The sequence below is a fragment of the Fibrobacter sp. UWCM genome (genome assembly GCF_900129735.1).
In the GTDB taxonomy this organism is placed as follows: Bacteria; Fibrobacterota; Fibrobacteria; order Fibrobacterales; family Fibrobacteraceae; genus Fibrobacter.
Window position 1 is genome coordinate 14127 of the sequence record NZ_FQWR01000021.1, and the last position, 20832, is coordinate 34958.

Here is a 20832-nt window from a genome sequence, read left to right on the forward strand (position 1 = left end):
CGGGATGCCTATTCCAGCATAATCGTGAAGGGGCCGTCGTTCGTGAGGCTCACCTGCATATCGGCGCCGAATTTCCCTGTCTGCACGACGGGGATTTCTTTTTTGCATTCTGCGATAATGTATTCGTAGAGCTCGTTTGCAAGTGCCGGGTTGCCGGCGCCGTTGAACGTGGGGCGGTTTCCCTTGTTGCAGTTCGCGTACAGCGTGAATTGCGAGACAAGCAGGAGCTCTCCGCCGACATCCCTGATGGAAAGGTTCGTCTTGCCGTTTTCGTCGGCAAAGATGCGCAGCGCAAGCATCTTGTGGATGAGCCTGTCGGCGATTTCACGGGTGTCATCTTCTCCGACACCGATGAGGATCATGTATCCCTTGCCAATCTTGCCGACGGTCTGCCCTTCGATATCCACCTGGGCGTTCAATACTCGCTGAATTAGGAATTTCATGTTACTCCGCGCTGGCTAATGCCTTCTTGTAAATGTCCTGCATCACGAGGCCTGCAATCATGAATCCGAAAATGGCGGTGGAGTGCGCCATGGTGCCGTTGATTTGCGCCTTGCTGCTGCACCATTCGTGATCGACCAGATTTGCATTCTGGAGTTCGGCTTCGCTCCTTTCGTGGCGCACCTTGGGGCACATGCAGGCGTCCGTTCCGCAAGAAGAATTCTTGCCGCGGTTTTTCAGGAGTTCGTCGCTGTAGACGCATAGCACTTTTTTCTTGAGAGCCATTTTCTTTTTCTTGAACTTGTCGCGCAGGGCGCGGGCGAGCGGGCATCCGGCGACTTTCCAGAATTCGGCGACCTTGATTCGCGTGGGGTCCATCTTGAGGGCTGCTCCCATCGAAGAGAAGACTGTGGCCTTTGTGCGTGTGGCGTGCCACAATAGCTGCATCTTGTTTTCGAGGCTGTCGATGGCATCGATGATGTAGTCGAAAGTGTCCAATTGGAATTTGTCCGTATTCGCTTCTTCGTAGATGTCCTGCAATGCGACAATGTTGGCGTGCGGGTTGATTTCGAGTAGGCGATTTTTCAGCACGTCAACCTTGACTTGCCCCACGGTCTTTGTGGTGGCCATCAGTTGGCGGTTCACGTTGGTGACGCACACGCGGTCGGAATCGACGAGCACGAGTTCCTTGATGCCGGAACGCACCAGGCTTTCGGCGCACCAGCTGCCCACACCGCCGAGCCCGAAGATGATGACGCGCTTCTGGTAGATGTCGCCCATCACGTCGTCCCCGAGCAGGAGCGATGTGCGGTTAAAGATGCCTTTCTCGATTCCCATACGAGTCCCGGTTAACCGAAGAGTCGGAGAACGCGCTTGATGCCTGCGATAAAGCGGTCGATGTCGCGCTTCAGGGTGTACGCGCCGAAGCTCAAGCGAAGCGTGGCATCGACGCCGAAACGGTCCATCACAGGTTGGGCGCAGTGGTGCCCGCTACGCACCGCAACGTTCTCTTCGTCGAGAATCATGGCGGCGTCGCTTACGGCGATGCCGTCGAGCGTAACGCTGATGAGGGCTCCGCGTTCCTTCGGGTTTCCGAAGATTTTAACCTGCGGAATCTGCGCAAGCTGTTCCAGCGCGTAGTTCGTGATTTCTTCTTCGTGCTTGCGGATGTTTTCGATGCCTATCGCATTAATCCATTCAATGGCCTTGCCGAGCCCGATGACTTCGGCGATCATGGGCGTGCCTGCCTCGAAACGTGCGGGAACGTCGGCGTATGTCGTCTTTTCGAAGGTCACGTTCTTGATCATTTCGCCGCCGCCGTGCCAAGGGGGCATGCTGTCGAGAACTTCGTACTTGCCGTAGAGTACGCCCACGCCTGTCGGGCCGTACATCTTGTGTCCGCTGAAGGCGAGAAAGTCGCAGTCGAGTTTTTGCACGTCAATCTTGATGTGGCTGGAACTCTGGGCGCCGTCAATCAGGATCTTTGCCTGCGGGGCGGCGGCGCGAACGGTCGCGATAATTTCTGCAATCGGGTTCACGGTGCCCACGGAATTGCTCACGTGGGTGACGGCCACCATCTTGGTTCGCGCATTCAACAACCCGGGAAGTGCTGCCAAATCCAGATCGCCGTTGTCCAAAACGGGAATCACCTTGATCTTGGCGCCCTTCATTTCAGCAACGAGCTGCCAGCTCACGATGTTGGCGTGATGCTCGAGCCCGCTAATCAGAATCTCGTCGCCCGCCTCGAAGAACTTGCGTCCGTAACTCCACGCCACCAGATTGATGCTTTCGGTGGTGCCGCGGGTGAACACGATTTCGTCTTCCGTTTTCGCGTTAATAAATTTTGCGACATTCTTGCGCGTTGCTTCGAACGCTTCGGTGGTGCGTGCGCTCAGGCGGTACACGCCGCGCTTTACGGAACTGTAGTGCTCGCGGTAAAAATCGTCCATCGCGTCGATGACGCACGCGGGCTTTTGCGTGGTGGCCGTGCTGTCCAAGAAGGCGAGGGGCTTTGCATCCTTATCGCCTGCGACAAGCATCGGGAATTCGCTACGGATTTTTTCTGCGTCGTAAGCTGTTTCTGCATCAGAATCTTTCATGAATACAAATGTAGAAAATGCTTGACAACTAATGGCCGATGACTAATGACCAATGACTAAAAAAACTATATTTGTCGCGAAAAAACAAAGAAGGGTTACTATGAGAATTTCAAGAAAGATTTTTGCCGTAATTGGCGCGATTTCGTTTGGCCTGGCTACGACGGCGTTTGCACAGCCGGAACTCCGCGAGGCAATCGATGCGGGCGATATCGCGACTGCAAAGAAAATCGTGAAGAAGGGCGCTGCCGAAGAAATCTACTGCGGTAAGCTTTCTCCCGAAGATGCGGTCAAGGTCTACGAAAAAATATTCAAGGCGATGCCGGACCAGTCCTTTAACCTGTGCCCGGCCCAGTTCTCGTATGGCTACGGTACCAAGGTGTGCTCGAACGCGAAGGCGATGAATGCCTGCACGGAAGTGATTACTTACCTGCTTATGGAAGGCGAGAACGGCAACGCCAAAGCACTCGATGCTCTTGAAGGCGTCTCGAAGGCTGCGCTGAAAACGAAGGCCTTTGCAAAGCCGTTCAGAATGGCGGTCGATACCAGCATCTGGGTTCCGTGCCCCAAGAAAGGCAAGGCTCGCGAGGCCTGCATCGAGGACTGTCTCCAGTACGCGCTCAACACGAAGGATTCCGCTCGCGAGGCGACATGCGAATCCGAGCCGGAACATTTCATCGATACGACAATCGGGGTGACCGTTCCTTCTCCTTTGTACGAAAAACTCCGTACGGGCTTGTTGGAAGGCTACTGGAAAACGCAGAAGACGACTGCCGAAAAATACTCGAAGCTCATGAAGTTGAACGCCAAGGCGCTCTCCATCCCGGATTCCGAAATCGTGGATATCGCATACGTGGCCCGCTGGGCAGATAAGCACAAGGCGGATTCTACGGCGCTTCCGGGCGGGGAACTTTTCCGGTTCTGCACGTCGTGGCAGCCTGCGGTGGATTCAATCCTGGCCGAGAAGGAATTTGCGACGCGCTGCCCGGTGTTTGAAATTTTTGAGGATGGTCGTGATGGCCAGAAGTACAAGGTCAAGGAAATCAATGGCACCCGCTGGTTTGTGCAGAACCTGAATTTTGCCGTGGAAGAAAAGTCCATGTGCTATGATCGCGAAGATGACAACTGCAAGACCTACGGTCGCCTGTACACGCACGAGGCCGCGCTTGCCGCTTGCCCCGAAGGCACGCATCTCGCGACCGATGACGACTGGAAAATGCTCGAGATTTATGCGGGCGGGGCGAATGCTGCCGCCGAGAAGCTTCGCAGCAACGGCTCCGACGATTACGCATTTACGGCGATGTTCGGCGGTTACGCGAACAAGAACGGCATTTCCGTAATCCAGGGCGAAGGCGCCTATTTCTGGACCGGCAATGACGTAGGTGACGGTCGCGGTGTGGCAAGGTCCATGTTCAGTACCGACAAGGAAGTCTCCACGATTCCGGTCGATAAGGGCTTCTGGCTCTCTGTTCGCTGCGTGGTAAATAATTGATAATTGATGATTGATGATTTAGCTCACACTATGTTCGCTCCTACTTGCAATCGTGATACCTGGGTAAAGCGCCAAGCTTTGATGAACAAGGTGCGCGCGTTCTTTGAAGCCCGCGGAGTGCTTGAGGTGGAAACGCCCGTGCTTTCCAATGCGGGAGGGACCGACCCCCAGCTGGATTACTTCGAGGTGGAAGGCGGCCATTACATGATGACGAGTCCGGAATTCCACATGAAGCGCCTCCTGGCGTCGGGATTCGGGGATATCTTCCAGATAACGAAATCCTTCCGGAAAGATGAATCCGGCAGCCATCACAACTGCGAGTTCAGCATGGTGGAATGGTACCGCGTGGGCATGCCGCAGGAAAAGTTGATGGACGAGGTGGAAGCGCTCGTGTCCGAAATTATCGGGCGGCCGATTCACGCGCGTCGCACCCGCTGGATAGATGCCTTCAGGGAGTATGCGGGCGTTGACCCGTTCTGCGAGAGTATGGACAACTTTGTCTGTGCCTGCAACGAACGTGCAATCCCCGTTCCCGAGGGTCCGGAACGCATGAGCCGCGAGGACTGGTGGGATTACCTGATGGTCTTTGCGGTGGAACTTGCCCTCGCGAAAAACGGCCCGGAGTTCATTCTGGATTATCCGCAGTCGCAGGCGGCTCTCGCGCAGACCTACGTGGGCGAGGACGGCCACACGTGGGCGCGTCGCTTTGAACTTTTCGTGGACCAGGTGGAACTCTGCAACGGCTATACGGAACTGACCGATGCGGCAGAACAGCGCAGGCGTTTTGATGCCGACCTTGAAATCCGTCGCCAGATGGGCAAGCCGCTCCCGCGCAAGGACGAGAACTTCCTCGCGGCGCTTGAATCCGGTATGCCCGCCTGCTCCGGCGTGGCGCTCGGGCTAGACCGCCTATTCATGCTTGCACTCGGGAAGAATGAAATTAAGGACGTGATTCTTTTCCCGAGCCCGATTGCCTGACCATCGTCACACCGTAGCCTTGCTTCGCAAGGCAAGCGTGTCTACTAGCTTTACTTTACTAGCGCTTTGATCGCGCGCCTCATGCGGTTCTCGTCGATGATGCCCGCCTCGATGTAGTCGAACTTGCCGTCGCTATCTACAAGGTAGCTCACGGGAATCACCCGCGGGTTTCCGAGAGCGTTCATGAGGTCGTAGTTCCAGTGGACCATGGTCCAGGGCATCGCGTATTTTTTCTTGAACCGGGATGCGATTTTCACGTTGTCGTCTTCGCTCACCATCAGGATGCTTAGCCCCTTCGCGGAAAATTCCTTGTGCAGGTTCTTGAGCGTATTGAGTTCCGCGATGCATGCGGGGCACCAGCTGGCGCTAAGCACCACGAGCGTCGCCTTGCCCTTGTGTTCGTCGAAGGTCGTCCTGCCGCCGTCTATCTTGATGGCGCTGAAGTTCGCGATGCGGCTCGGGATTTCGCGGAACGGTTCCACGTTTGCGGTAATGGCCCTGTAGGCGACAAGCAAAAGTGCCGCCAAAACGATAAAACCTGCGATTTTAAAGGACTTATTCCGCATTTATGACAAGAATTTATGTTTTTTTCGGGCACTTTTAAATTATATTCTGCAATATGGCATACAATATTCAAGATCTTCTCTCTGAAATGGTTAAGCGTGGCGCGTCTGACTTGCATATTACCGCAGGTTCGCCCCCGCTGGTGCGCTTGTCCGGTAAGCTTACCCCCCTCGGCGACGACAAGCTCAAGCCCGATGAAACCATGCGCATGACGTACAGTTTGATGAACGAACTGCAGAAGAAGTCGTTCGAACAGAATAAGGAATGCGACTTTTCTTTCGGTATCGCGAACCTCGCGCGTTTCCGTGCGAACGCCTACCTGCAGCGTGGCTGCGTGGCGCTTGCGCTCCGTATTATTCCGCTTGAAATCAAGACCTTCAAGGAACTCGGGCTTCCCAAGATTCTGGCCGAGTTCACGACCCGCCCCTCCGGCCTCGTGCTGGTGACGGGTGCTACGGGTTCGGGTAAGTCTACGACCCTGGCCGCCATGATCGACAAGATCAACAAGGAACGTCACGACCATATCTTGACCGTGGAAGACCCGATTGAATTCCTGCACAAGCACCAGGGATGCATGATTAACCAGCGTGAAGTCGGTAGCGATACGAACAGCTTTGCGATAGCCCTGAAGATGGCCTTGCGCCAGGACCCGGACGTGGTGCTCATCGGCGAAATGCGTGACAACGAGACCATGCGTTGTGCCCTGACGATTGCCGAAACCGGTCACTTGGCTTTTGCGACCCTGCATACCAACTCCTGCGTGCAGACTATCAACCGTATTATTGACGCGTTCCCGAAGGGCGAACAGCAGACGGTGCGAACCCAGCTTTCGTTCGTGCTTCAGGGCGTTATATGCCAGACGCTTGTCCCCAAAATTGGCGGTGGCCGCGTGATGGCCTACGAAATCATGAACGTGACTCCCGGTATTCGTGCGCTTATCCGCGACGACAAGGTTCACCAGATTGAATCCATGATTGAAATCGGCCAGAAGTTCGGCATGAACACGATGAACATGTGCCTCTGCGAACTGGTGAAGAACCGCAAGGTGGACCGCTTCGAGGCGCTCGCTCGTTCCCCGAGCCCGGACCAGCTGGAACAGTTGTTCGTGAAGGAAGGAGTTTAACCGATGGCAGAGTTTTTGTACAAGGCGCAGAACGCGCAGGGTAACAACTTCGAAGGTACTCTCGAGGCGAAGGACAAGGCCGAGGCCGAAGCGCTCCTCATGCGCCGCAGGCTTGCGATTGTGAGCCTGAAGAAAAAGCCGAAAGAAATCAGGATTAACATCGGCAACGGCATCAAGCACGAGGACCTGACCCGCTTTACGCGTATGTTCTCCTCGATGTGTTCTGCCGGCCTTCCGATGCTGCAGTGCTTGACCATCCTGGAAGAGCAGTGCGAAAACCCCGCATTGAAGGATGTTATTCACAAGGTGACCCAGTCCATCAACGGCGGTTCGTCTCTGGCGGATGCACTGGCGCAGCACCCGAAGGTGTTTGACTCCCTTTACTGCAACATGGTGGCGGCCGGCGAAGCGGGCGGTATCTTGGAAGGAATCCTGCAGCGCCTTGCCGAGACGATGGAAAACAGTATGCGCCTCAAGCGCAAGGTGAAGAAGGCGCTTACCTACCCGGTGATGGTTATCATCGTGGGTATCGTGGTGGTGATTGCACTTATGACGTTCGTGGTGCCGACATTCGCCGAGCAGTTCGCGGCGCTGGATGCAGAACTCCCTGCCCCGACGCAGGTGGTGATGAACATCTCCGACTTCCTGTTGAATAACGGCGGCTTTTTGTTCCTTGCCTTGATTGCGTTGATTATCGCCTGGAAGGTCGTGATGAAGATTCCGCAGGCGCAGTTCGCGTTCGACAAGTTCCTGCTGAAGGTCCCGAAAATCGGTGACTTGCAGATAAAGTCATCTACGGCAAGTTTTTCGCGTACGCTTGGAACTCTCTTGAACGCCGGTGTGAGCGTGATGGATGCCTTGAAGGTCGTGGCCTCGACTGCAGGTAACAAGGTCGTGGAAAAGGCAATCGGCAGGATATCTATCGGTATTGCCGGTGGTAAGAGTATTGCGGACCCCATGACCGAAGTAGGGATTTTCCCGCCCATGGTTATCCAGATGACCGGCGTGGGCGAGAAGACCGGTAACTTGGGCGGCATGCTCCTGAAGCTCGCAGACTTCTATGACGAAGAAGTGGACGCCGCAGTGGATGCCGTCGTGAGCATGATTGAACCGCTCATTATCGTGTTCCTCGGTGGCGCGGTCGGCGGCCTCCTCATTGCTATGTATATGCCGATGTTCTCGATGGGCGACGCCATCAAGGGCTAATAAACTGCGTAATACTTCGTTACTCCCCCTCTCGCCGTAGGTTTAACTACGGCTTCGGGGGTCGTGGCCTCGTCTTACTTGTTTTTTACCCCTTGCTGAATACTGCGTCTTGTCTCGCTCGTTTTTTTGCCATCGTCACCCTCGCAAAGGCGAGGGTCTTTTAAATTTTGAACATCATTCCCCTCTTTTTTTTACCGTCGTCACCCTCGCAAAGGCGAGGGTCTTTTAAATTTTGAACATCGTTCCCCTCTTTTTTTTACCGTCGTCACCCTCGCGAAGGCGAGGGTCTTTTAAATTTTGAACATCGTTCCCCTCTTTTTTTTACCGTCGTCACCCTCGCAAAGGCGAGGGTCTTTTAAATTTTGAACATCGTTCCCCTCTTTTTTTACCGTCGTCACCCTCGCAAAGGCGAGGGTCTTTTAAATTTTGAACATCGTTCCCCTCTTTTTTTTACCGTCGTCACCCTCGCGAAGGCGAGGGTCTTTTAAATTTTGAACATCGTTCCCCTCTTTTTTTTACCGTCGTCACCCTCGCGAAGGCGAGGGTCTTTTAAATTTTGAACATCATTCCCCTCTTTTTTTTACCGTCGTCACCCTCGCAAAGGCGAGGGTCTTTTAAATTTTGAACATCGTTCCCCTCTTTTTTTTACCGTCGTCACCCTCGCGAAGGCGAGGGTCTTTTAAATTTTGAACATCGTTCCCCTCTTTTTTTTACCGTCGTCACCCTCGCGAAGGCGAGGGTCTTTTAAATTTTGAACATCATTCTCCTCTTTTTTTTACCGTCGTCACCCTCGCAAAGGCGAGGGTCTTTCTTAAATTTTGTACATTGTCACCCTCGTTTTTATTACATTGTCACCCTCGCGGAGGCGAGGGTCTTTAACATAAAAGGGGAGCATATGGGCAGCAACGATGTCACGCCGTTTGCAACATATATTTTGAGCAATTATAAGAAGACAGTTCTCTATATTGGAGTGACTAATGACTTGAATAGGAGAATCCTTGAGCATAAGTCAAAAATTGATCCCAATTCGTTTACTGCAAAATATAATGTAGACAGGCTTGTTTATTTTGAAAAGTTTCAATCTGTGAATGATGCTATTGCTAGAGAGAAACAGCTGAAGCATTGGAATCGTGAGTGGAAGGAAAGGCTTATAAACGAAAAGAATCCTGAATGGAAGGATTTGTTTGACTATGCGTAAAGATCCCCACCTTGGTGGCCATGCGCACTAAACAACAAGTTGTTAAGTGCTGTCCGCTCGCCTTCGCGAGGATGACGTTTCCTGTGCGAGAATGACGAAGTTGGTTTGCATTAGAAGATCCTCGCCTTCGCGAGGATGACGTTTCCTGCGCGAGAATGACGTATTCATTACGAGGATAACGCTTTCAAGGCGAGGGTCTTTATTTCTTCCAGCCCGTGTATTTTGCGGTTTCGAGAATCTCGTTGGCGTTTGCGACGCGCTCTGCGGTGGGGGACTGCGTGTCCTTGAGCGCGTACTCGATACCGAGCTCGGCATACTTGCCGAGGGCAAACGCGTGATAGGGGAGTACCTCCACGCGCTCTACGTTGCCTAGCGTGCGGATGAAGTCGCGGGTCCTTACAAGCGCCGCGTCGTCGTCGCTTATCCCGGGCACGAGCACGTGCCTTATCCAGATAGGCTTGTGGATTTCGTCCAGGTAGCGGAAGAAGTCGATGATGTTCTCGTTCCCGTGTCCGGTAAGTTCCTTGTGGACAACGTTGTCTATGTGCTTGATGTCCACGAGAAGCAGGTCGGTCACCTGCATCAGGCGCTCGATTTTTGCGAACGTTTCGCCGGAACGCCTGAACGTGACCCCGCTCGTGTCGATACACGTGTGGACTCCTGCCGCTTTCGCGAGCGTGAAGAATTCCAGCATGAAGTCGAGTTGTGCAAGCGGTTCGCCCCCGCTGACGGTAATCCCGCCGTCCTTGCCCCAGTATGTCTTGTACCGCAGGGCCTTTGCAAGCAGGTCGCTAGCCGAAATCTCGTAGCCCGCGCTTCCATTGCCCGAAATCCCAAGCGAGCCGGCTGCATTCCCGAAACTCCATGTCTCGGGATTGTGGCAGAACTTGCAGCGCATGGGGCACCCCTGCGTAAAGACGACGAACCGGATTCCCGGTCCGTCGACCGACCCGAAGGTTTCGAACTTGTTGATCCTGCCGAGTGCCATAGGGGTGCGGGGGTTGTGCGCCTTGCAGACTAGCCCTTCGCGAGCATGTCCATCAGTTCGCGGTCGAGCCTTTCGGGGTTGTTGTACTGCGGGAGGCTCTCGTGCAGCGATTCGCCCTTCGATACAAGCCCGAAGTCGAGGTTCTTGTAGTTCCAGTAGCTGAATCCCACGTCGGCCTCGCGCAAGATGTCGAGGAAGTCGCGCATCCATGCAATCTGGTACTGGCGCGGAACCTGCACGTACACGCCGAACTCGTTGCAGCTTACCGGCAGGTCATATTTCGCGCGGAAGTCGAGCGCATTCTGGATGCTCGCCTGCAGGCGTGCCTTGTCCCACTTGCCGAATTCCACGTTCAGGCGCGTTTCCGCATCGCCTGTCGGGGCGGCGTAGTCGCCGGGCCACGGGCGTTCCATGTGGAAGAACGGGTCCTGAATCCATGCGGCGCCCTGGTGCGTGAACGTCACCGGCGTGTAGGTGTGGAAACTGTAGATGGCGTTGTCGTCGTCCATCGGGGTGAGGAATTCGAATTCCTTCGCGCTGTTCCACTTGTTGCTGCCCACCACAATCGTGTTCTTGGGGGCGTGCTTGCGGATAGCCCAGAAAATTTCGTCCTTTACTTTATCCCAAACGCGGGAATCGCTACCGGCGGGCTCGTTCAAAAGCTCCATCATCACGCGGGGCTCGTTGCTGTAGCGCTCGGCCATGTATGCCCAGATGTCGCAAGTTTTCTTGCGGGCGGCCGGGTCTGCAAAGAACGCCTGTTCCGTAGAGCAGCCCAGGTGAAAATCGTGACCCGGGCACTTGTGCAGGTCCAGAATCACGTCGAGGTCTGCCGCCTGGATTTCCCTGAGGGCCTTGTCCAGGAGCGAGAATTCCTCTGCCTTCGGCTTGCCCGCGTCGTCGGTTTCGAACAAGTTAAAGTAATCCACGGGTAGGCGCACGTGGTTGAACCCCGCCTCGCGGATGCGCTTGAAGTCGCTCGCACCGAGGAAGGTCCTGATGTGTTGAATGACCCCAGGGAAACCCACGGGATCTTTTTCCTGGATGCAGTCCACCTGACTGAACCAGCCGCCCAAATTCACTCCGCGCAGTCTTTCCTTTTTCATTGTGTCATCCCATTTTGTTCGTGGCCTGGATTGGCCGCGCTTGCTTTGTACAAGTTCTACGTGTTAACGATATTCAGGTCTTCGTTCGCGATATTGAGGCCCATGATGACTTCCATATCGTCCGGAAGGTTGTAAAAATCCACGACGAGGCCGATTTTCTTGTCTTCGTCCTTCTGCTTGTCGAACTGGACTACGTCGTATATCTTCATCGGGACTACGGTTCCCTGTGTTACGGGAATCTCGATGGTCATGCCCTTGCTGATGGGGCCTTCGAGAATCTTGCCCTTGAATACGAGGCTTTTCTGGTCTTCGCCTACAGATGTTTTCTTAACGTGAAATACGCCCATTGCAGTTTTAGTCGATAGTCTTTTATTTGCGGTTGTTTTCTTTTTGTAGCCTACCAAATGCTACGGGCAAAAGTTAATTTTTTTACATGGCATTACGTGTAGGGAGAATTCCTTTTTTGGTGTGTGCGCCGTTTTTTCATGCCTTCCTGGGGCGTGAAAGCGAATTGTGCGATGTGGAGTTTGTCGATAGCCCGCCGAGCGTGCAGAGTGCGGGCCTCATGGACGGTTCCATCCACCTTTCTCCCGCATCCTCGATTACGTTTGCGCTCAAGCCCGGCGCGTTCGTGCTCTCGCCCGTGTTCTGCACGTCGTGCTCGTTCGAGGTGCGCTCGGTCAAGCTGTTTTCCCGCTACCCGATAGAGTCGCTTGCGGGCCGTCGCGTGCGCGTTACCTCGCAGAGCCGTACCTCGGTGGCGCTCCTCCGGATTCTGTTCGAGATGCGCTACGGGATTAGGCCCGAGTACGTGGGTGGCCTTGCCGCCGAAGAGAGTGACGATGCCTGCCTGCTCATCGGTGACCTCGCCCTCGAGGAGAACGAGCGCGGGCGTTTCGCATACAGTTACGACCTGGGCGCGCTCTGGCAGGAATGGCAGGGGCTCCCGTTCGTGTTCGGGGCCTGGATCATTTCGAAAAGTGCCCTGCAGGCCCCGCTCCGCCCCGTGCTCGACAGTTACCTGCAGCAGACGGAACAGAGCATTCTCGCTTTCCGTGCCGACGTGAAGGGCTCGCTCGACCGCTGGCTTTCTCGCTATCCGGTGGACTTGCCGCGGGCCGTTCTCGAGGATTACTACCGCGCGCTCGACTACCGCTTTACCGATGAACGCAAGCGGTCGCTGTCGCTTTTTCTGGAACTTTCCTGCCGCATAGGCCTCGTGGAAAGCGCCCCCGCTCTAGAATTCCTGTAATGTTCCCATATATGTTCCATGTTGGAATGTTGCTGGGCATTGACACTGCGGTATCTAAGAATATAGATTAGGTCGAAAGGAGTACCGTCTATGGTCGAAGAAAAGATTCTCGTGGTCGATGACAGCGCCGAGGTGCAGCAGCAGGTGAACGAGATGCTGTCGCAGGTGGGTTACAGCGTCGTGACGTGCAGTTCGGGCAAGGAGGCGCTGGATTTCCTCGATACGGAACGTGTCGACCTGGTTCTCTTGGACATAAACATGCCGGACCTGAACGGTTACGAGGTATGCCTGCGCATACGCCAGAAGTTCGCGCTCGACGACCTCCCGGTAGTGTTCCTCACGAACAGGGAAGATTACGACAGCATCACGAAGGGGTTCCATGCCGGAGCGTCCGATTTCGTGAGCAAGACGGCGGTACCCGATATTCTTTTGGCCCGCGTGAACGTGCATATACGGCTGGCCCGCACGCTCCGGTACCTGAGGGACATTTCCCTGACCGACGACCTGACCGGCGCGTACAACCGCCGCCATGCCATGTATTCCCTGCGCGAGTGGTTTGCCCGCAGTGCGCGGTACGGCACGCAGTTTGCCCTGATTTACTTTGACCTGAACGGTTTGAAACAAATTAACGACAGTTACGGCCACCAGGCGGGCGACCTGCTGCTGCGTGCGGTAGTGAGCGCGGTGAAGAAGCTGTTGCGCGAATCCGACCTGCTGTTCCGCATGGGCGGTGACGAGTTCATGGTGATTTGCCCCGATACCGACAAGCGCGGCGCGTTCATCTGTGCCGAGCGCATGCTCGAGGCGGTGAAGGCGGTGACTATCATCGAGCGGACGGTTTCGTTCGCCTACGGTATCGCGCATTCGAGCGAGGGCTACAAGGACACGGACGAGATGCTCCACAGCGCCGACGCCACGATGTACATGAACAAGCAGAAAATGCGCGACGCCCGCAGGTAGCGAGCGTGCCTTGCACCCGCAGGTAGAATTTTCCCTTAAATTACGGCCTTGACGGCATCGAGAAGTACGGTGAGTTTCTTCCCGATTTCGTCCCATTTCTTTTCGCGCATGAGGCCTGCGTTGAAGATGCTCCCGCCGAACGAGACGATGTTGCTCCCTGCGCGGAAGTAGTCGCCAACGTTCTCTGCGTTCACGCCGCCGCATGCCATGAGCTTTATGTCGCGGAAGGGCCCGCGCAGTGCCTTGATGTATTCGGGGCCTCCCACGCAGTTGACGGGGAATACCTTCACGGCGGTTGCGCCCAGGTCGTGCGCCTTCTGGACTTCGGTCGGGGTGAGTGCCCCCGGGATAATCGGGACCCCGGCCGTGCACGAAAGCCGGATGATGTCGTTTCTCGTATTCGGCGTGACTATGAATTCCGCTCCGGTATTGAGTGCCCGTTCGAGGTCGCCTCCGGTACGGACCGTACCCGCGCCCACGGAAATGCCGTACGGGCGGGCGGCTGCCTTCAGATCCTTGATGATGCCTTCGGCGCCATCCGTGTTCATGGTGACCTCGATGGCCTTGAGCCCGCAGCTTGCCGCCGTCTTGACGCAGGCTTCTTCTTCGCCGCGGGGAATGTCGCGCAGTATGCCTATAACGGGCATGTCTTTCAGGAATTCGATAAGATTCATGGCTGGCCTCCGCTGTTTTGAACTTTTCCGGTAAAAAACATAACAAAAATGAGGCCCGTGCCACGGGTGATTTTTTTTATAAAAAAACATTTGACATTTATCCGGCATAACTCGATAGGGATATAGAAGATATTGTTCGGAATTTGTAAAAGGAAACCTATGGCAAAGATTGATTATTTCAAAAACGTCTACGCAAGCCTCAAGAAGAGTGCCACGGACAGGCCGAAGAAGTCCCGTTTCGATTTCGCGGGACTCAAAATCCTTGAATACTGGGTCCGCATTCTGGACCGTCATCCCGAGTGCATGAACAAGGAAACCCTTTTCCGCCTGATGGACCTGGATACCCGCCTTTCCGTGGTCTACGACATCCTCAGCATCTTTGGCTCCTTTGTTACTCCGAAGCCGAAGCGCAAGAAGCTGTGCAATGCCCCCGATGACGACGATATTCCGGTCGATTTCGAGGACGACTTCCGCGACGAGGACTTTGTGCTGAATGGCAAGTACTGCAATACGAGGCTGTTGCGCCAGATTTGCCGCTATAGGAAGGAATCTCAGCTCGGTTGCCGTGAACGTGCCGTCGATAACCTTCTGGATGCGTTTGCGGAGGTGGGTGACGGCTCGATGGCTCCGCATCTCTACAGTGCATTCACGGGCGCTGTCCGCAAGAGGTTCAAGGAGTTCGCGCTGCAGAAGTTTCGCGAAGGCGTAAATGACAGCGATAGCGTTTACAAGCGCACGCAGAAGGTAAAGGAAGTCTACCGCCTGACGGATGCGGAACTTGAGTTCGTGCTCTACATGTGGCTCCGCTGTAGCGACGATATGCAGGTAGACCGTGACTGCGGCATGTTCGAGTCCCAGCGCGGTTTCGGCGCCCCGGAGATAAGCCCGAATACCGTAAAGGAGGTCGCGATTGCGACGGGGGTTTCCGAGAGCCAGGTTTCGGGGCTTCTCGGGAAGGAGAGCTCGTTGCGCAAACTGGGCCTCTGTAACGAGGAATTGAGCATCCCGTATGAGCTCAGGACGTACCTGAACGGTTGTGGCGATACCACGGGATTGAAGGCGTTTCGCCGTGCTGCCCCCGGGACTATTCCGTTCCGTCAGTTGCAGGAGCATAACCCGGACGCGAACCTCGCGCTCGACCTAATCAGGCACCATAGCTGGAACCGTCCGCTGAATATCCTGTTCTACGGCGTGGAAGGCGCGGGCAAGACCGAACTTGCGAAGGCGCTCGCGAAGGAATCGGGGCTGCCGCTTTGGGAAGTGAGCATTGATGCCGATAACATTGTCGAGGTCGGGCGCCGTTTCGAGAGCCGCTCGCAGAGCCTGATGCTCTACCGTATACGTGCCGCGATGCTTGCCGACTGGCAGTGCGAAAAGGAACACGGGATTATCATGATTGACGAGGCGGACCTGGTGCTGAACGGCTTCGAGAAGGGGAGCCTTAACAGTTTCTTTGAATCCGTGAAGGCGCCGATTATCTGGATTACCAACTCCATCAGCTTTACCGAGAAGAGCTCGCGCCGCCGTTTCGACTTCTCGATTGCGTTCAAGGGGCTTGCGAAGGACGAGCGGCTCAACATGCTCGAATCGGTGCTCGAGGCACAAGATGCGCAGGACCTGCTCACGCCCGAAGAGAAGATGCGCCTGGTGGTGGAATTCCCTGCGATGGCGGGTGGCTATACGCTTGCGGTGCGCTCTACCCGCGACCTCCTTGCGGATGGCGCCGACGTGAAGGCCTACCCGACGATGGCGCGGCTCCTGAACGCGCATACGCACCTTCTTGAAATCGAGAACGGTTCTCTCCGTGACGTGGACTGTCGCGCTCCGGCGTACTCCCTGGAGGGGCTAAACATGGAAGGCTCTGCTGACGAGATTCTCGAGGTGGTCCGGAACTACGATTCCGTGTGGAAGGGTCTCGACGAGAGTTCCGCGCCCAGTTCCCTCAACATCCTGCTTTACGGCCCTCCGGGTACGGGCAAGACGGAGTTCGTGCGCCATATCGCGCGTACCCTAGGGCGCAACCTGGTGGTACGCCGTGCCAGCGATTTGCTCGGGATGTTCGTGGGCCAGACGGAGGCGAACATTGCCGCCGCGTTCGAGGAGGCGGAACGCACGAAGTCCATCCTGTTCTTCGACGAGGCGGACAGCTTTTTGCGCGACCGCTCCGGCGCCATGCAGGGGCACGAGGTATCGAAGGTGAACGAGATTCTCACCCGCATGGAGAACTTCAAGGGGCTTTTCATTGCGGCGACAAACTTCGAGGGGTCGCTCGATACGGCGAGCCGTCGCAGGTTTGCGCTCAAGCTTGGGTTTGGCTACCTGAAGCCCGAGGGCGTGAACCACATCTGGAACGTGTTCTTCCCGAAGGTGGAGTGCCCTGCGGCGGTGATGCGTATGCCGATGCTCACGCCGGGCGATTTCAATGCGGTGAACGGACGCCTGCGCTACCTGCCCGAAAGCGCGCGTACGGCAGACCGCATCGAGGCGGAACTCCGCAAGGAGTTGAGTGCGAAGGATTCGCACGCCGGCCGGACCATGGGGTTTTAGATATACCGGCTTGGAAGGCTTTGTAGATTTGTTGGCTACGTGCATGTCGGGCACGCTCCAATGCGACCGCTCGTTCGTTATCTCCGGTGAATTCTCTCCGGCTTCTCACTCGCTCTCGCCATCGCGACCCGTTAATACGTGTCGCTTTTGGCTCACACGATCACTTCGTTCCAGTGTCCCGTGGCGACCCATTCGCGCTAGATGTTGAATAAACATTAGTTTATTGCGGGAGGAAACCCTTGTGACTGTTAGTCCCTGCGGGTTTCCTTTAAACTGCAGGAAATTTTTAGGAAGGGCGAAGCCCGCCATAATTGTAATTCGTGTTGTGGCAAGGGTCCGTGCGGGCGAAAGCCTGCACGGATTTTTGTTTGTACCGGCATTAGTGCTGCTTTGATATGCTTTGGTATGTTGGCTACGGGCATGTCGGGCACCTCCGCCAAAATTGTGCCAGCCTCTCCCTAGTTGCAAAGCGCCGGGAGGCGCGCATGCTCGAACCAGCAGACGTGCGTTTTAAATATGAATGGGCTGGTTCGTGCGTGTCGGGAGGGTCTTAGGGAGGGACGGCCGAGCCAGCCCCTCCCTAGTAACTACATTCTCGCGGCTTTCGCGCGGCGGCGGAAGTGCTCGATGAGCGGGGCAACGGTTTCCTTGAAGTCGTCGTGCGTCTCGATGCGCACGAAGTCAATCGACATGCGCTGGAATAGTTCCTTGGTTGCCTTGCCCTGGCGCTTTGCCTCGCGGGCGAACGCCTCGCGGAAAGCCGCATCTCCGGTATCGATAAGGAGCGTCTCCCCGGTTTCGGGGTCCTCGAGTTCCACGAGTCCCGCGGGAGGCAGTTCCATTTCGCGCGGGTCCACCACCGATACCGCAAGCACGTCGTGGCGCTTGCGCAAAATCTTGAACGCGTTCTCGAAACCTTCGTCCAGGAAGTCGCTCATCACCACGACCACGGCACGGCGGTTCAGAATCTTGCCGGCATACTCCAGCGCCACCTGCGTGTTCGTGCCGTGGTGCTGCGGCTTAAAATAAAGGATTTCACGAATCAGCCGCAGCACGTGCTTGCGGCCCTTCTCCGGCGGGATAAACAGTTCAACCTGGTCCGTATAAATTAAAAGCCCCACCTTGTCGTTGTTCTTGATGGCGGCAAAGGCAAGCAACGCCGTGAGGGTCGCCATGACCTCTCCCTTCATCTGCTTGCCGGAACCGAACTCCGAACTGCTGGAGGCGTCGACCATCAAAAGCATGGTCATCTCGCGCTCTTCGATAAACTTCTTCACGTAAGGCGTGCCGGTACGCGCCGTCACGTTCCAGTCGATGGTGCGCACGTCGTCGCCCGGCATGTACTCGCGGACCTCGCTGAACTCCATGCCGTTCCCCTTGAACGAACTGTGGTAGGCGCCGGTCATCACGGTGTCGAGCGTGCCGCGAACGCTGAGTTCGATGCGGCTGACGGTCTTTAGAACTTCTTTATCTAGCATTTTGCAAATCTCTGCGGCCCCCTGCGGGCCTTACGGCTTTCAATATACAAAAAACGGGTGCAAAAGTGCAATTTTCGGGTGTTTCAGAGAGCAGTTTTGCGAAAAAGACAGACCAAACGGTCTCCGGATGAGCATTTGGTCTGCTTAATTTTAATTTATATGTAACAAAAGTGTACCCAAAAGCCCTTTTGCACTGAAAAATTTCTGCAATTTCCCTGAAAACGCGTTGAAAAGACACTTTTTGACATGGATTTTGTGAATTTGTCTGAAATTGAGCAGACCCAAAGGGCGAAAAATCTGCATTTGGTCTGCTTTTGTCGGCAAAATTACCCGCAACGGCGGCAAAATGTACGCAAAAAAAGAACTCCCGGCGTAAACCGGGAGTCCCCTAAGGAGATCGATGAATGGAGTACACTTTTAATCGATTAGCCGATGGTCAGCTTGCGGGCTGCGGCCTGTGCCTTCTTTGACAAGTCGAATTTCAAGATGCCGTTCTCGAGCGATACCTTGATGTTCTCGGTGTCGATGTCGTCGGCCAAGCGGAAGCTGCGTTCGAAGGTGAACTTCTCGTCCTTGCTGCGGACACGCGTCGCTTTGACGGTGATGATGTTCTTTTCGACCTGGATGTTCATGTCTTCCTTCTTGACGCCCGGGAGCTCGACTTCAAGTGCGAAGCCGTTTTCGGTTTCGTAGTAGTCGGCCTTCGGCGTGTAGGTGCATTCGCCCTTGGCGGCTTCAGCGTTGAGGTTGTCAAGGAAGTTCTGGATGCCATAGAATGCGGTCGGGAGAATCTGTGCGTTGATCATAATTTTACCTCTTTTGGTTGCGGGCCCGTTTTGCGGGAACCCTTTGTTTCTTGTTCACTCCCCTATAAGCGAACTTCGTGCCAAAATGGGAGCCAGCGCGTCGTGAAAATCAAAATTGCCGTTTTTTAGCGAAAATCGGCAATTTTATGCCGGCGCCGTGCCAAAAATGTGCCAAAACCGCTCCCCGCCGTTTCAAAAAGCCGCACGCGCCGTTTCGCACCCGAAACACTCTACATTTCATTTTAAAATGCCCGCGGCATTCCCTTCCCGCGATAATCTAGAAATGGCATTCCCTTCCCGCGACAATCCGGAATCGGCATGTAAAAAGTGAACGGCCCCCTTGCGGGAGCCGTTCTGGGTTGGTTATGGAGGTAACTCTTTAGAACTGCTCGAAGAACTTGTGGACTTCTTCAGGAACCCAAGTGTTCTGCCAGCCCTGTCCGGTACCCGTGTTGGGGCCGTCATGTGCTGTCCACTGGTGTTCGCCGTTCCAACTGCACCACTTGACCGGGAAGCGCGGGTCGACAGTCGTGAAGTCATAGCAGAGGTGGCCTGCTGTGCCGTTGAATTCTTGCGGCTTTTCGCTGCTGGCATCGGTGAAGTTGCCATTGGCGTCGGCCTTGCCGTTACGCTTGAGGATTCTCGGGAGGGCGCTGGTCTTTGCGCGGTCGTAGTTGCACACGCCGTCTCTCTTGCCGTGTACGCCCATCCAGGCAATCGGCAAGTTCTTGGCGTCATAACGACCTGTTCCTGCAGACGGGAGCCAAATGTTGTAGTCTGCAGTTGCGTAGACGGCTACAGCGCGGAGTCTTTCTTGCAAGTCCTGAGCGAGGGAGTTCGTGAACATGGCGCCGAAGCTAAATCCTGTGGCGAACACACGGGTGGTGTCAACGCAGTAGTTGTCGAACATCGCGGTAATCATTTCGTCAACGAACTGGTGGTCTTCCTTGCCGTTCCAAGTACCGTTGTCGTTACCCTGCGGAGCGACGAAGATGTAGTCACCGTTCTTGTCGAGCACTTGCTGGCCGTAGTACGGAGTCGGGTGGTCGTAGTCCGGGTTGTGGTGCACGAAATCTTCGGCCTTGGAACCCATGCAGTGGTTTGCGATGAGGAGCTTGTGCGGCTTGGTGTTGTCGTAGTTCTTTGGCAAGGTGATGAAGAACGTGCGGTTCTTGCCGCCGACATTCAGGTTGTACTTCTTGCCGTTTTCGACGGAGCCAGTCGACTGCAGCGTGGAGTTCTTTCCGCAACCCTTGCTCGGACGCGGTTCGTTACCCAATGCATAGCCGAATGCAAACTGTTCTTCGGCCGGGGTGGTCTTCGTGAGTTTCACGTCTACCGTAGTGTCGAGCGTGCTGAGCGGGATGGAGAGAGTGTCGAACCCGTCGGCGACGAACTGGAGCGCTTCGCCCTGCTGGACTTCCTTGAGGAGTGCGCGCCCTTCGCTATCGAAAGAGTTGGTGTAGGTGCCGCTCGCGTTGAAGCGGATGGTTTCCTTCGCGCTACCCATGGAGACCTGCGCGAAGTAGGTGCCCTTGGCCTTCACGCCGGAGGAAAGGTCCACCTGGCCCGAACCGTAGAGCGTCTGGCTGAAAATCTTGTTGCCGAGCGGGTCGAAAATGCGCACCTGCACCGGGCTGCTCCCGTTCTGCGAATACGAGAGGATGCCCGAATTGATGCTGATGAAACCTGGGTTGTGCACCGCGGCTCCCTTCAGCCCGATAGTTTCTTCGTCCTCGTGAATGGTGAATTCGCCCTTGTTGTCCGTTGTTGTGTTCTTGTTTTCCTTGACCAGCGTGACCTGGGCCCCCTTGATGGGCATGTTGCTTTCGTCGGTGACCTTGCCGCTTACGGTATATGCGAATGCGGTCGATACCGCGAGGGACACTCCAATAACCAGAAGATTTTTCATCTTCAACACTC

The 20832-nt window shown here is 55.3% G+C and carries 19 protein-coding genes; 8 read left to right on the forward strand and 11 right to left on the reverse strand.

What is annotated here, in order from left to right:
• Positions 1 to 8: 8 nt before the first annotated feature.
• The 3 genes from dtd to BUB22_RS12400 are packed head-to-tail and all read right to left on the reverse strand — an operon-like array spanning position 9 to position 2540.
• Positions 9 to 443, reverse strand: coding sequence for a D-aminoacyl-tRNA deacylase (dtd, locus tag BUB22_RS12390; RefSeq protein ID WP_073115489.1), 435 nt, complete (start codon positions 441 to 443; stop codon positions 9 to 11).
• 1 nt (position 444) lies between these two features.
• On the reverse strand, positions 445 to 1278 hold the full coding sequence (locus BUB22_RS12395; protein WP_072809449.1) for a tRNA threonylcarbamoyladenosine dehydratase: 834 nt from the start codon (positions 1276 to 1278) through the stop codon (positions 445 to 447).
• Between the two features lie 11 nt (positions 1279 to 1289).
• On the reverse strand, positions 1290 to 2540 hold the full coding sequence (locus BUB22_RS12400; RefSeq protein ID WP_073115492.1) for an aminotransferase class V-fold PLP-dependent enzyme: 1251 nt from the start codon (positions 2538 to 2540) through the stop codon (positions 1290 to 1292).
• 100 nt (positions 2541 to 2640) lie between these two features.
• On the opposite strand from BUB22_RS12400, the gene BUB22_RS12405 reads away from it, so the two are divergent.
• Together BUB22_RS12405 and epmA are read left to right on the forward strand one after the other, a co-directional pair.
• Positions 2641 to 4029, forward strand: a complete 1389-nt coding sequence (locus BUB22_RS12405) for an FISUMP domain-containing protein (protein ID WP_073115495.1) — start codon at positions 2641 to 2643, stop codon at positions 4027 to 4029.
• Positions 4030 to 4059: 30 nt separating this feature from the next.
• Positions 4060 to 5007, forward strand: coding sequence for an EF-P lysine aminoacylase EpmA (gene epmA, locus BUB22_RS12410; RefSeq protein ID WP_254794747.1), 948 nt, complete (start codon positions 4060 to 4062; stop codon positions 5005 to 5007).
• A gap of 50 nt (positions 5008 to 5057) precedes the next feature.
• On the opposite strand, the gene BUB22_RS12415 is transcribed toward epmA, so the two are convergent.
• A complete protein-coding gene (locus tag BUB22_RS12415; RefSeq protein WP_073115499.1) occupies positions 5058 to 5573 on the reverse strand; it encodes a TlpA family protein disulfide reductase in 516 nt (171 codons plus the stop codon).
• Between the two features lie 53 nt (positions 5574 to 5626).
• On the opposite strand from BUB22_RS12415, the gene BUB22_RS12420 reads away from it, so the two are divergent.
• The 3 genes from BUB22_RS12420 to BUB22_RS12430 all read left to right on the forward strand — a co-directional run bounded on the left by BUB22_RS12420 (position 5627) and on the right by BUB22_RS12430 (position 9098).
• Positions 5627 to 6694, forward strand: coding sequence for a type IV pilus twitching motility protein PilT (locus BUB22_RS12420; protein ID WP_072809440.1), 1068 nt, complete (start codon positions 5627 to 5629; stop codon positions 6692 to 6694).
• Positions 6695 to 6697: 3 nt separating this feature from the next.
• Positions 6698 to 7900, forward strand: a complete 1203-nt coding sequence (locus tag BUB22_RS12425) for a type II secretion system F family protein (RefSeq protein WP_072809438.1) — start codon at positions 6698 to 6700, stop codon at positions 7898 to 7900.
• 895 nt (positions 7901 to 8795) lie between these two features.
• On the forward strand, positions 8796 to 9098 hold the full coding sequence (locus BUB22_RS12430) for a GIY-YIG nuclease family protein (RefSeq protein ID WP_073115502.1): 303 nt from the start codon (positions 8796 to 8798) through the stop codon (positions 9096 to 9098).
• A gap of 199 nt (positions 9099 to 9297) precedes the next feature.
• On the opposite strand, the gene pflA is transcribed toward BUB22_RS12430, so the two are convergent.
• Genes pflA through BUB22_RS12445 form a run of 3 tightly spaced genes read right to left on the reverse strand, consistent with a single transcriptional unit; the run spans position 9298 to position 11539 of the window.
• Complete coding sequence (pflA, locus tag BUB22_RS12435; RefSeq protein ID WP_073115505.1) at positions 9298 to 10086, reverse strand: pyruvate formate-lyase-activating protein; 789 nt, start codon at positions 10084 to 10086, stop codon at positions 9298 to 9300.
• A gap of 29 nt (positions 10087 to 10115) precedes the next feature.
• Positions 10116 to 11192, reverse strand: a complete 1077-nt coding sequence (locus BUB22_RS12440) for a glycoside hydrolase family 5 protein (protein WP_073115508.1) — start codon at positions 11190 to 11192, stop codon at positions 10116 to 10118.
• A 56-nt stretch (positions 11193 to 11248) separates the two neighbouring features.
• Positions 11249 to 11539: a hypothetical protein gene (locus BUB22_RS12445; RefSeq protein WP_073115511.1), complete on the reverse strand. Its 291-nt coding sequence runs from the start codon at positions 11537 to 11539 to the stop codon at positions 11249 to 11251.
• Positions 11540 to 11625: 86 nt separating this feature from the next.
• Here BUB22_RS12445 and BUB22_RS12450 point away from each other — a divergent pair, with 86 nt between their 5' ends.
• Positions 11626 to 12444: a menaquinone biosynthetic enzyme MqnA/MqnD family protein gene (locus tag BUB22_RS12450; protein WP_073115514.1), complete on the forward strand. Its 819-nt coding sequence runs from the start codon at positions 11626 to 11628 to the stop codon at positions 12442 to 12444.
• Between the two features lie 90 nt (positions 12445 to 12534).
• The gene (locus tag BUB22_RS12455; protein ID WP_072809425.1) at positions 12535 to 13404 is read left to right on the forward strand and encodes a GGDEF domain-containing response regulator; all 870 of its coding nucleotides are present in this window, start codon (positions 12535 to 12537) and stop codon (positions 13402 to 13404) included.
• Positions 13405 to 13439: 35 nt separating this feature from the next.
• Here BUB22_RS12455 and BUB22_RS12460 read toward each other — a convergent pair whose 3' ends face one another.
• Positions 13440 to 14078, reverse strand: a complete 639-nt coding sequence (locus tag BUB22_RS12460; protein WP_072809422.1) for a bifunctional 4-hydroxy-2-oxoglutarate aldolase/2-dehydro-3-deoxy-phosphogluconate aldolase — start codon at positions 14076 to 14078, stop codon at positions 13440 to 13442.
• Between the two features lie 159 nt (positions 14079 to 14237).
• On the opposite strand from BUB22_RS12460, the gene BUB22_RS12465 reads away from it, so the two are divergent.
• Positions 14238 to 16625 carry an AAA family ATPase gene (locus BUB22_RS12465; protein WP_073115517.1) on the forward strand — a complete coding sequence of 796 codons (2388 nt, stop codon included), beginning with the start codon at positions 14238 to 14240 and terminating at the stop codon, positions 16623 to 16625.
• Positions 16626 to 17212: 587 nt separating this feature from the next.
• Here BUB22_RS12465 and BUB22_RS12470 read toward each other — a convergent pair.
• The 3 genes from BUB22_RS12470 to BUB22_RS12480 all read right to left on the reverse strand — a co-directional run bounded on the left by BUB22_RS12470 (position 17213) and on the right by BUB22_RS12480 (position 20821).
• Positions 17213 to 18103 (reverse strand): DUF58 domain-containing protein, encoded by an 891-nt coding sequence (locus BUB22_RS12470; RefSeq protein WP_073115520.1) that lies wholly within the window; start codon positions 18101 to 18103, stop codon positions 17213 to 17215.
• 425 nt (positions 18104 to 18528) lie between these two features.
• On the reverse strand, positions 18529 to 18909 hold the full coding sequence (locus BUB22_RS12475; RefSeq protein WP_072809417.1) for an Hsp20/alpha crystallin family protein: 381 nt from the start codon (positions 18907 to 18909) through the stop codon (positions 18529 to 18531).
• A gap of 379 nt (positions 18910 to 19288) precedes the next feature.
• Entirely contained in the window at positions 19289 to 20821 is a 1533-nt protein-coding gene (locus tag BUB22_RS12480; protein ID WP_073115625.1) for a carboxypeptidase regulatory-like domain-containing protein, read from the reverse strand.
• Positions 20822 to 20832: the final 11 nt, after the last annotated feature.

Excerpts from the sequence above, each read along its gene's own strand:
- BUB22_RS12455 (WP_072809425.1), top strand. The coding sequence starts at position 12,535 with ATGGTCGAAGAAAAGATTCTCGTGGTCGATGACAGCGCCGAGGTGCAG.
- dtd (WP_073115489.1), bottom strand. The coding sequence starts at position 443 with ATGAAATTCCTAATTCAGCGAGTATTGAACGCCCAGGTGGATATCGAA.
- BUB22_RS12425 (WP_072809438.1), top strand. The coding sequence starts at position 6,698 with ATGGCAGAGTTTTTGTACAAGGCGCAGAACGCGCAGGGTAACAACTTC.
- BUB22_RS12460 (WP_072809422.1), bottom strand. The coding sequence starts at position 14,078 with ATGAATCTTATCGAATTCCTGAAAGACATGCCCGTTATAGGCATACTG.
- BUB22_RS12480 (WP_073115625.1), bottom strand. The coding sequence starts at position 20,821 with ATGAAAAATCTTCTGGTTATTGGAGTGTCCCTCGCGGTATCGACCGCA.
- BUB22_RS12415 (WP_073115499.1), bottom strand. The coding sequence starts at position 5,573 with ATGCGGAATAAGTCCTTTAAAATCGCAGGTTTTATCGTTTTGGCGGCA.
- BUB22_RS12430 (WP_073115502.1), top strand. The coding sequence starts at position 8,796 with ATGGGCAGCAACGATGTCACGCCGTTTGCAACATATATTTTGAGCAAT.
- epmA (WP_254794747.1), top strand. The coding sequence starts at position 4,060 with ATGTTCGCTCCTACTTGCAATCGTGATACCTGGGTAAAGCGCCAAGCT.
- BUB22_RS12475 (WP_072809417.1), bottom strand. The coding sequence starts at position 18,909 with ATGATCAACGCACAGATTCTCCCGACCGCATTCTATGGCATCCAGAAC.
- BUB22_RS12470 (WP_073115520.1), bottom strand. The coding sequence starts at position 18,103 with ATGCTAGATAAAGAAGTTCTAAAGACCGTCAGCCGCATCGAACTCAGC.
- BUB22_RS12450 (WP_073115514.1), top strand. The coding sequence starts at position 11,626 with ATGGCATTACGTGTAGGGAGAATTCCTTTTTTGGTGTGTGCGCCGTTT.
- BUB22_RS12465 (WP_073115517.1), top strand. The coding sequence starts at position 14,238 with ATGGCAAAGATTGATTATTTCAAAAACGTCTACGCAAGCCTCAAGAAG.
- BUB22_RS12420 (WP_072809440.1), top strand. The coding sequence starts at position 5,627 with ATGGCATACAATATTCAAGATCTTCTCTCTGAAATGGTTAAGCGTGGC.
- BUB22_RS12405 (WP_073115495.1), top strand. The coding sequence starts at position 2,641 with ATGAGAATTTCAAGAAAGATTTTTGCCGTAATTGGCGCGATTTCGTTT.
- BUB22_RS12395 (WP_072809449.1), bottom strand. The coding sequence starts at position 1,278 with ATGGGAATCGAGAAAGGCATCTTTAACCGCACATCGCTCCTGCTCGGG.
- BUB22_RS12445 (WP_073115511.1), bottom strand. The coding sequence starts at position 11,539 with ATGGGCGTATTTCACGTTAAGAAAACATCTGTAGGCGAAGACCAGAAA.
- pflA (WP_073115505.1), bottom strand. The coding sequence starts at position 10,086 with ATGGCACTCGGCAGGATCAACAAGTTCGAAACCTTCGGGTCGGTCGAC.
- BUB22_RS12440 (WP_073115508.1), bottom strand. The coding sequence starts at position 11,192 with ATGAAAAAGGAAAGACTGCGCGGAGTGAATTTGGGCGGCTGGTTCAGT.
- BUB22_RS12400 (WP_073115492.1), bottom strand. The coding sequence starts at position 2,540 with ATGAAAGATTCTGATGCAGAAACAGCTTACGACGCAGAAAAAATCCGT.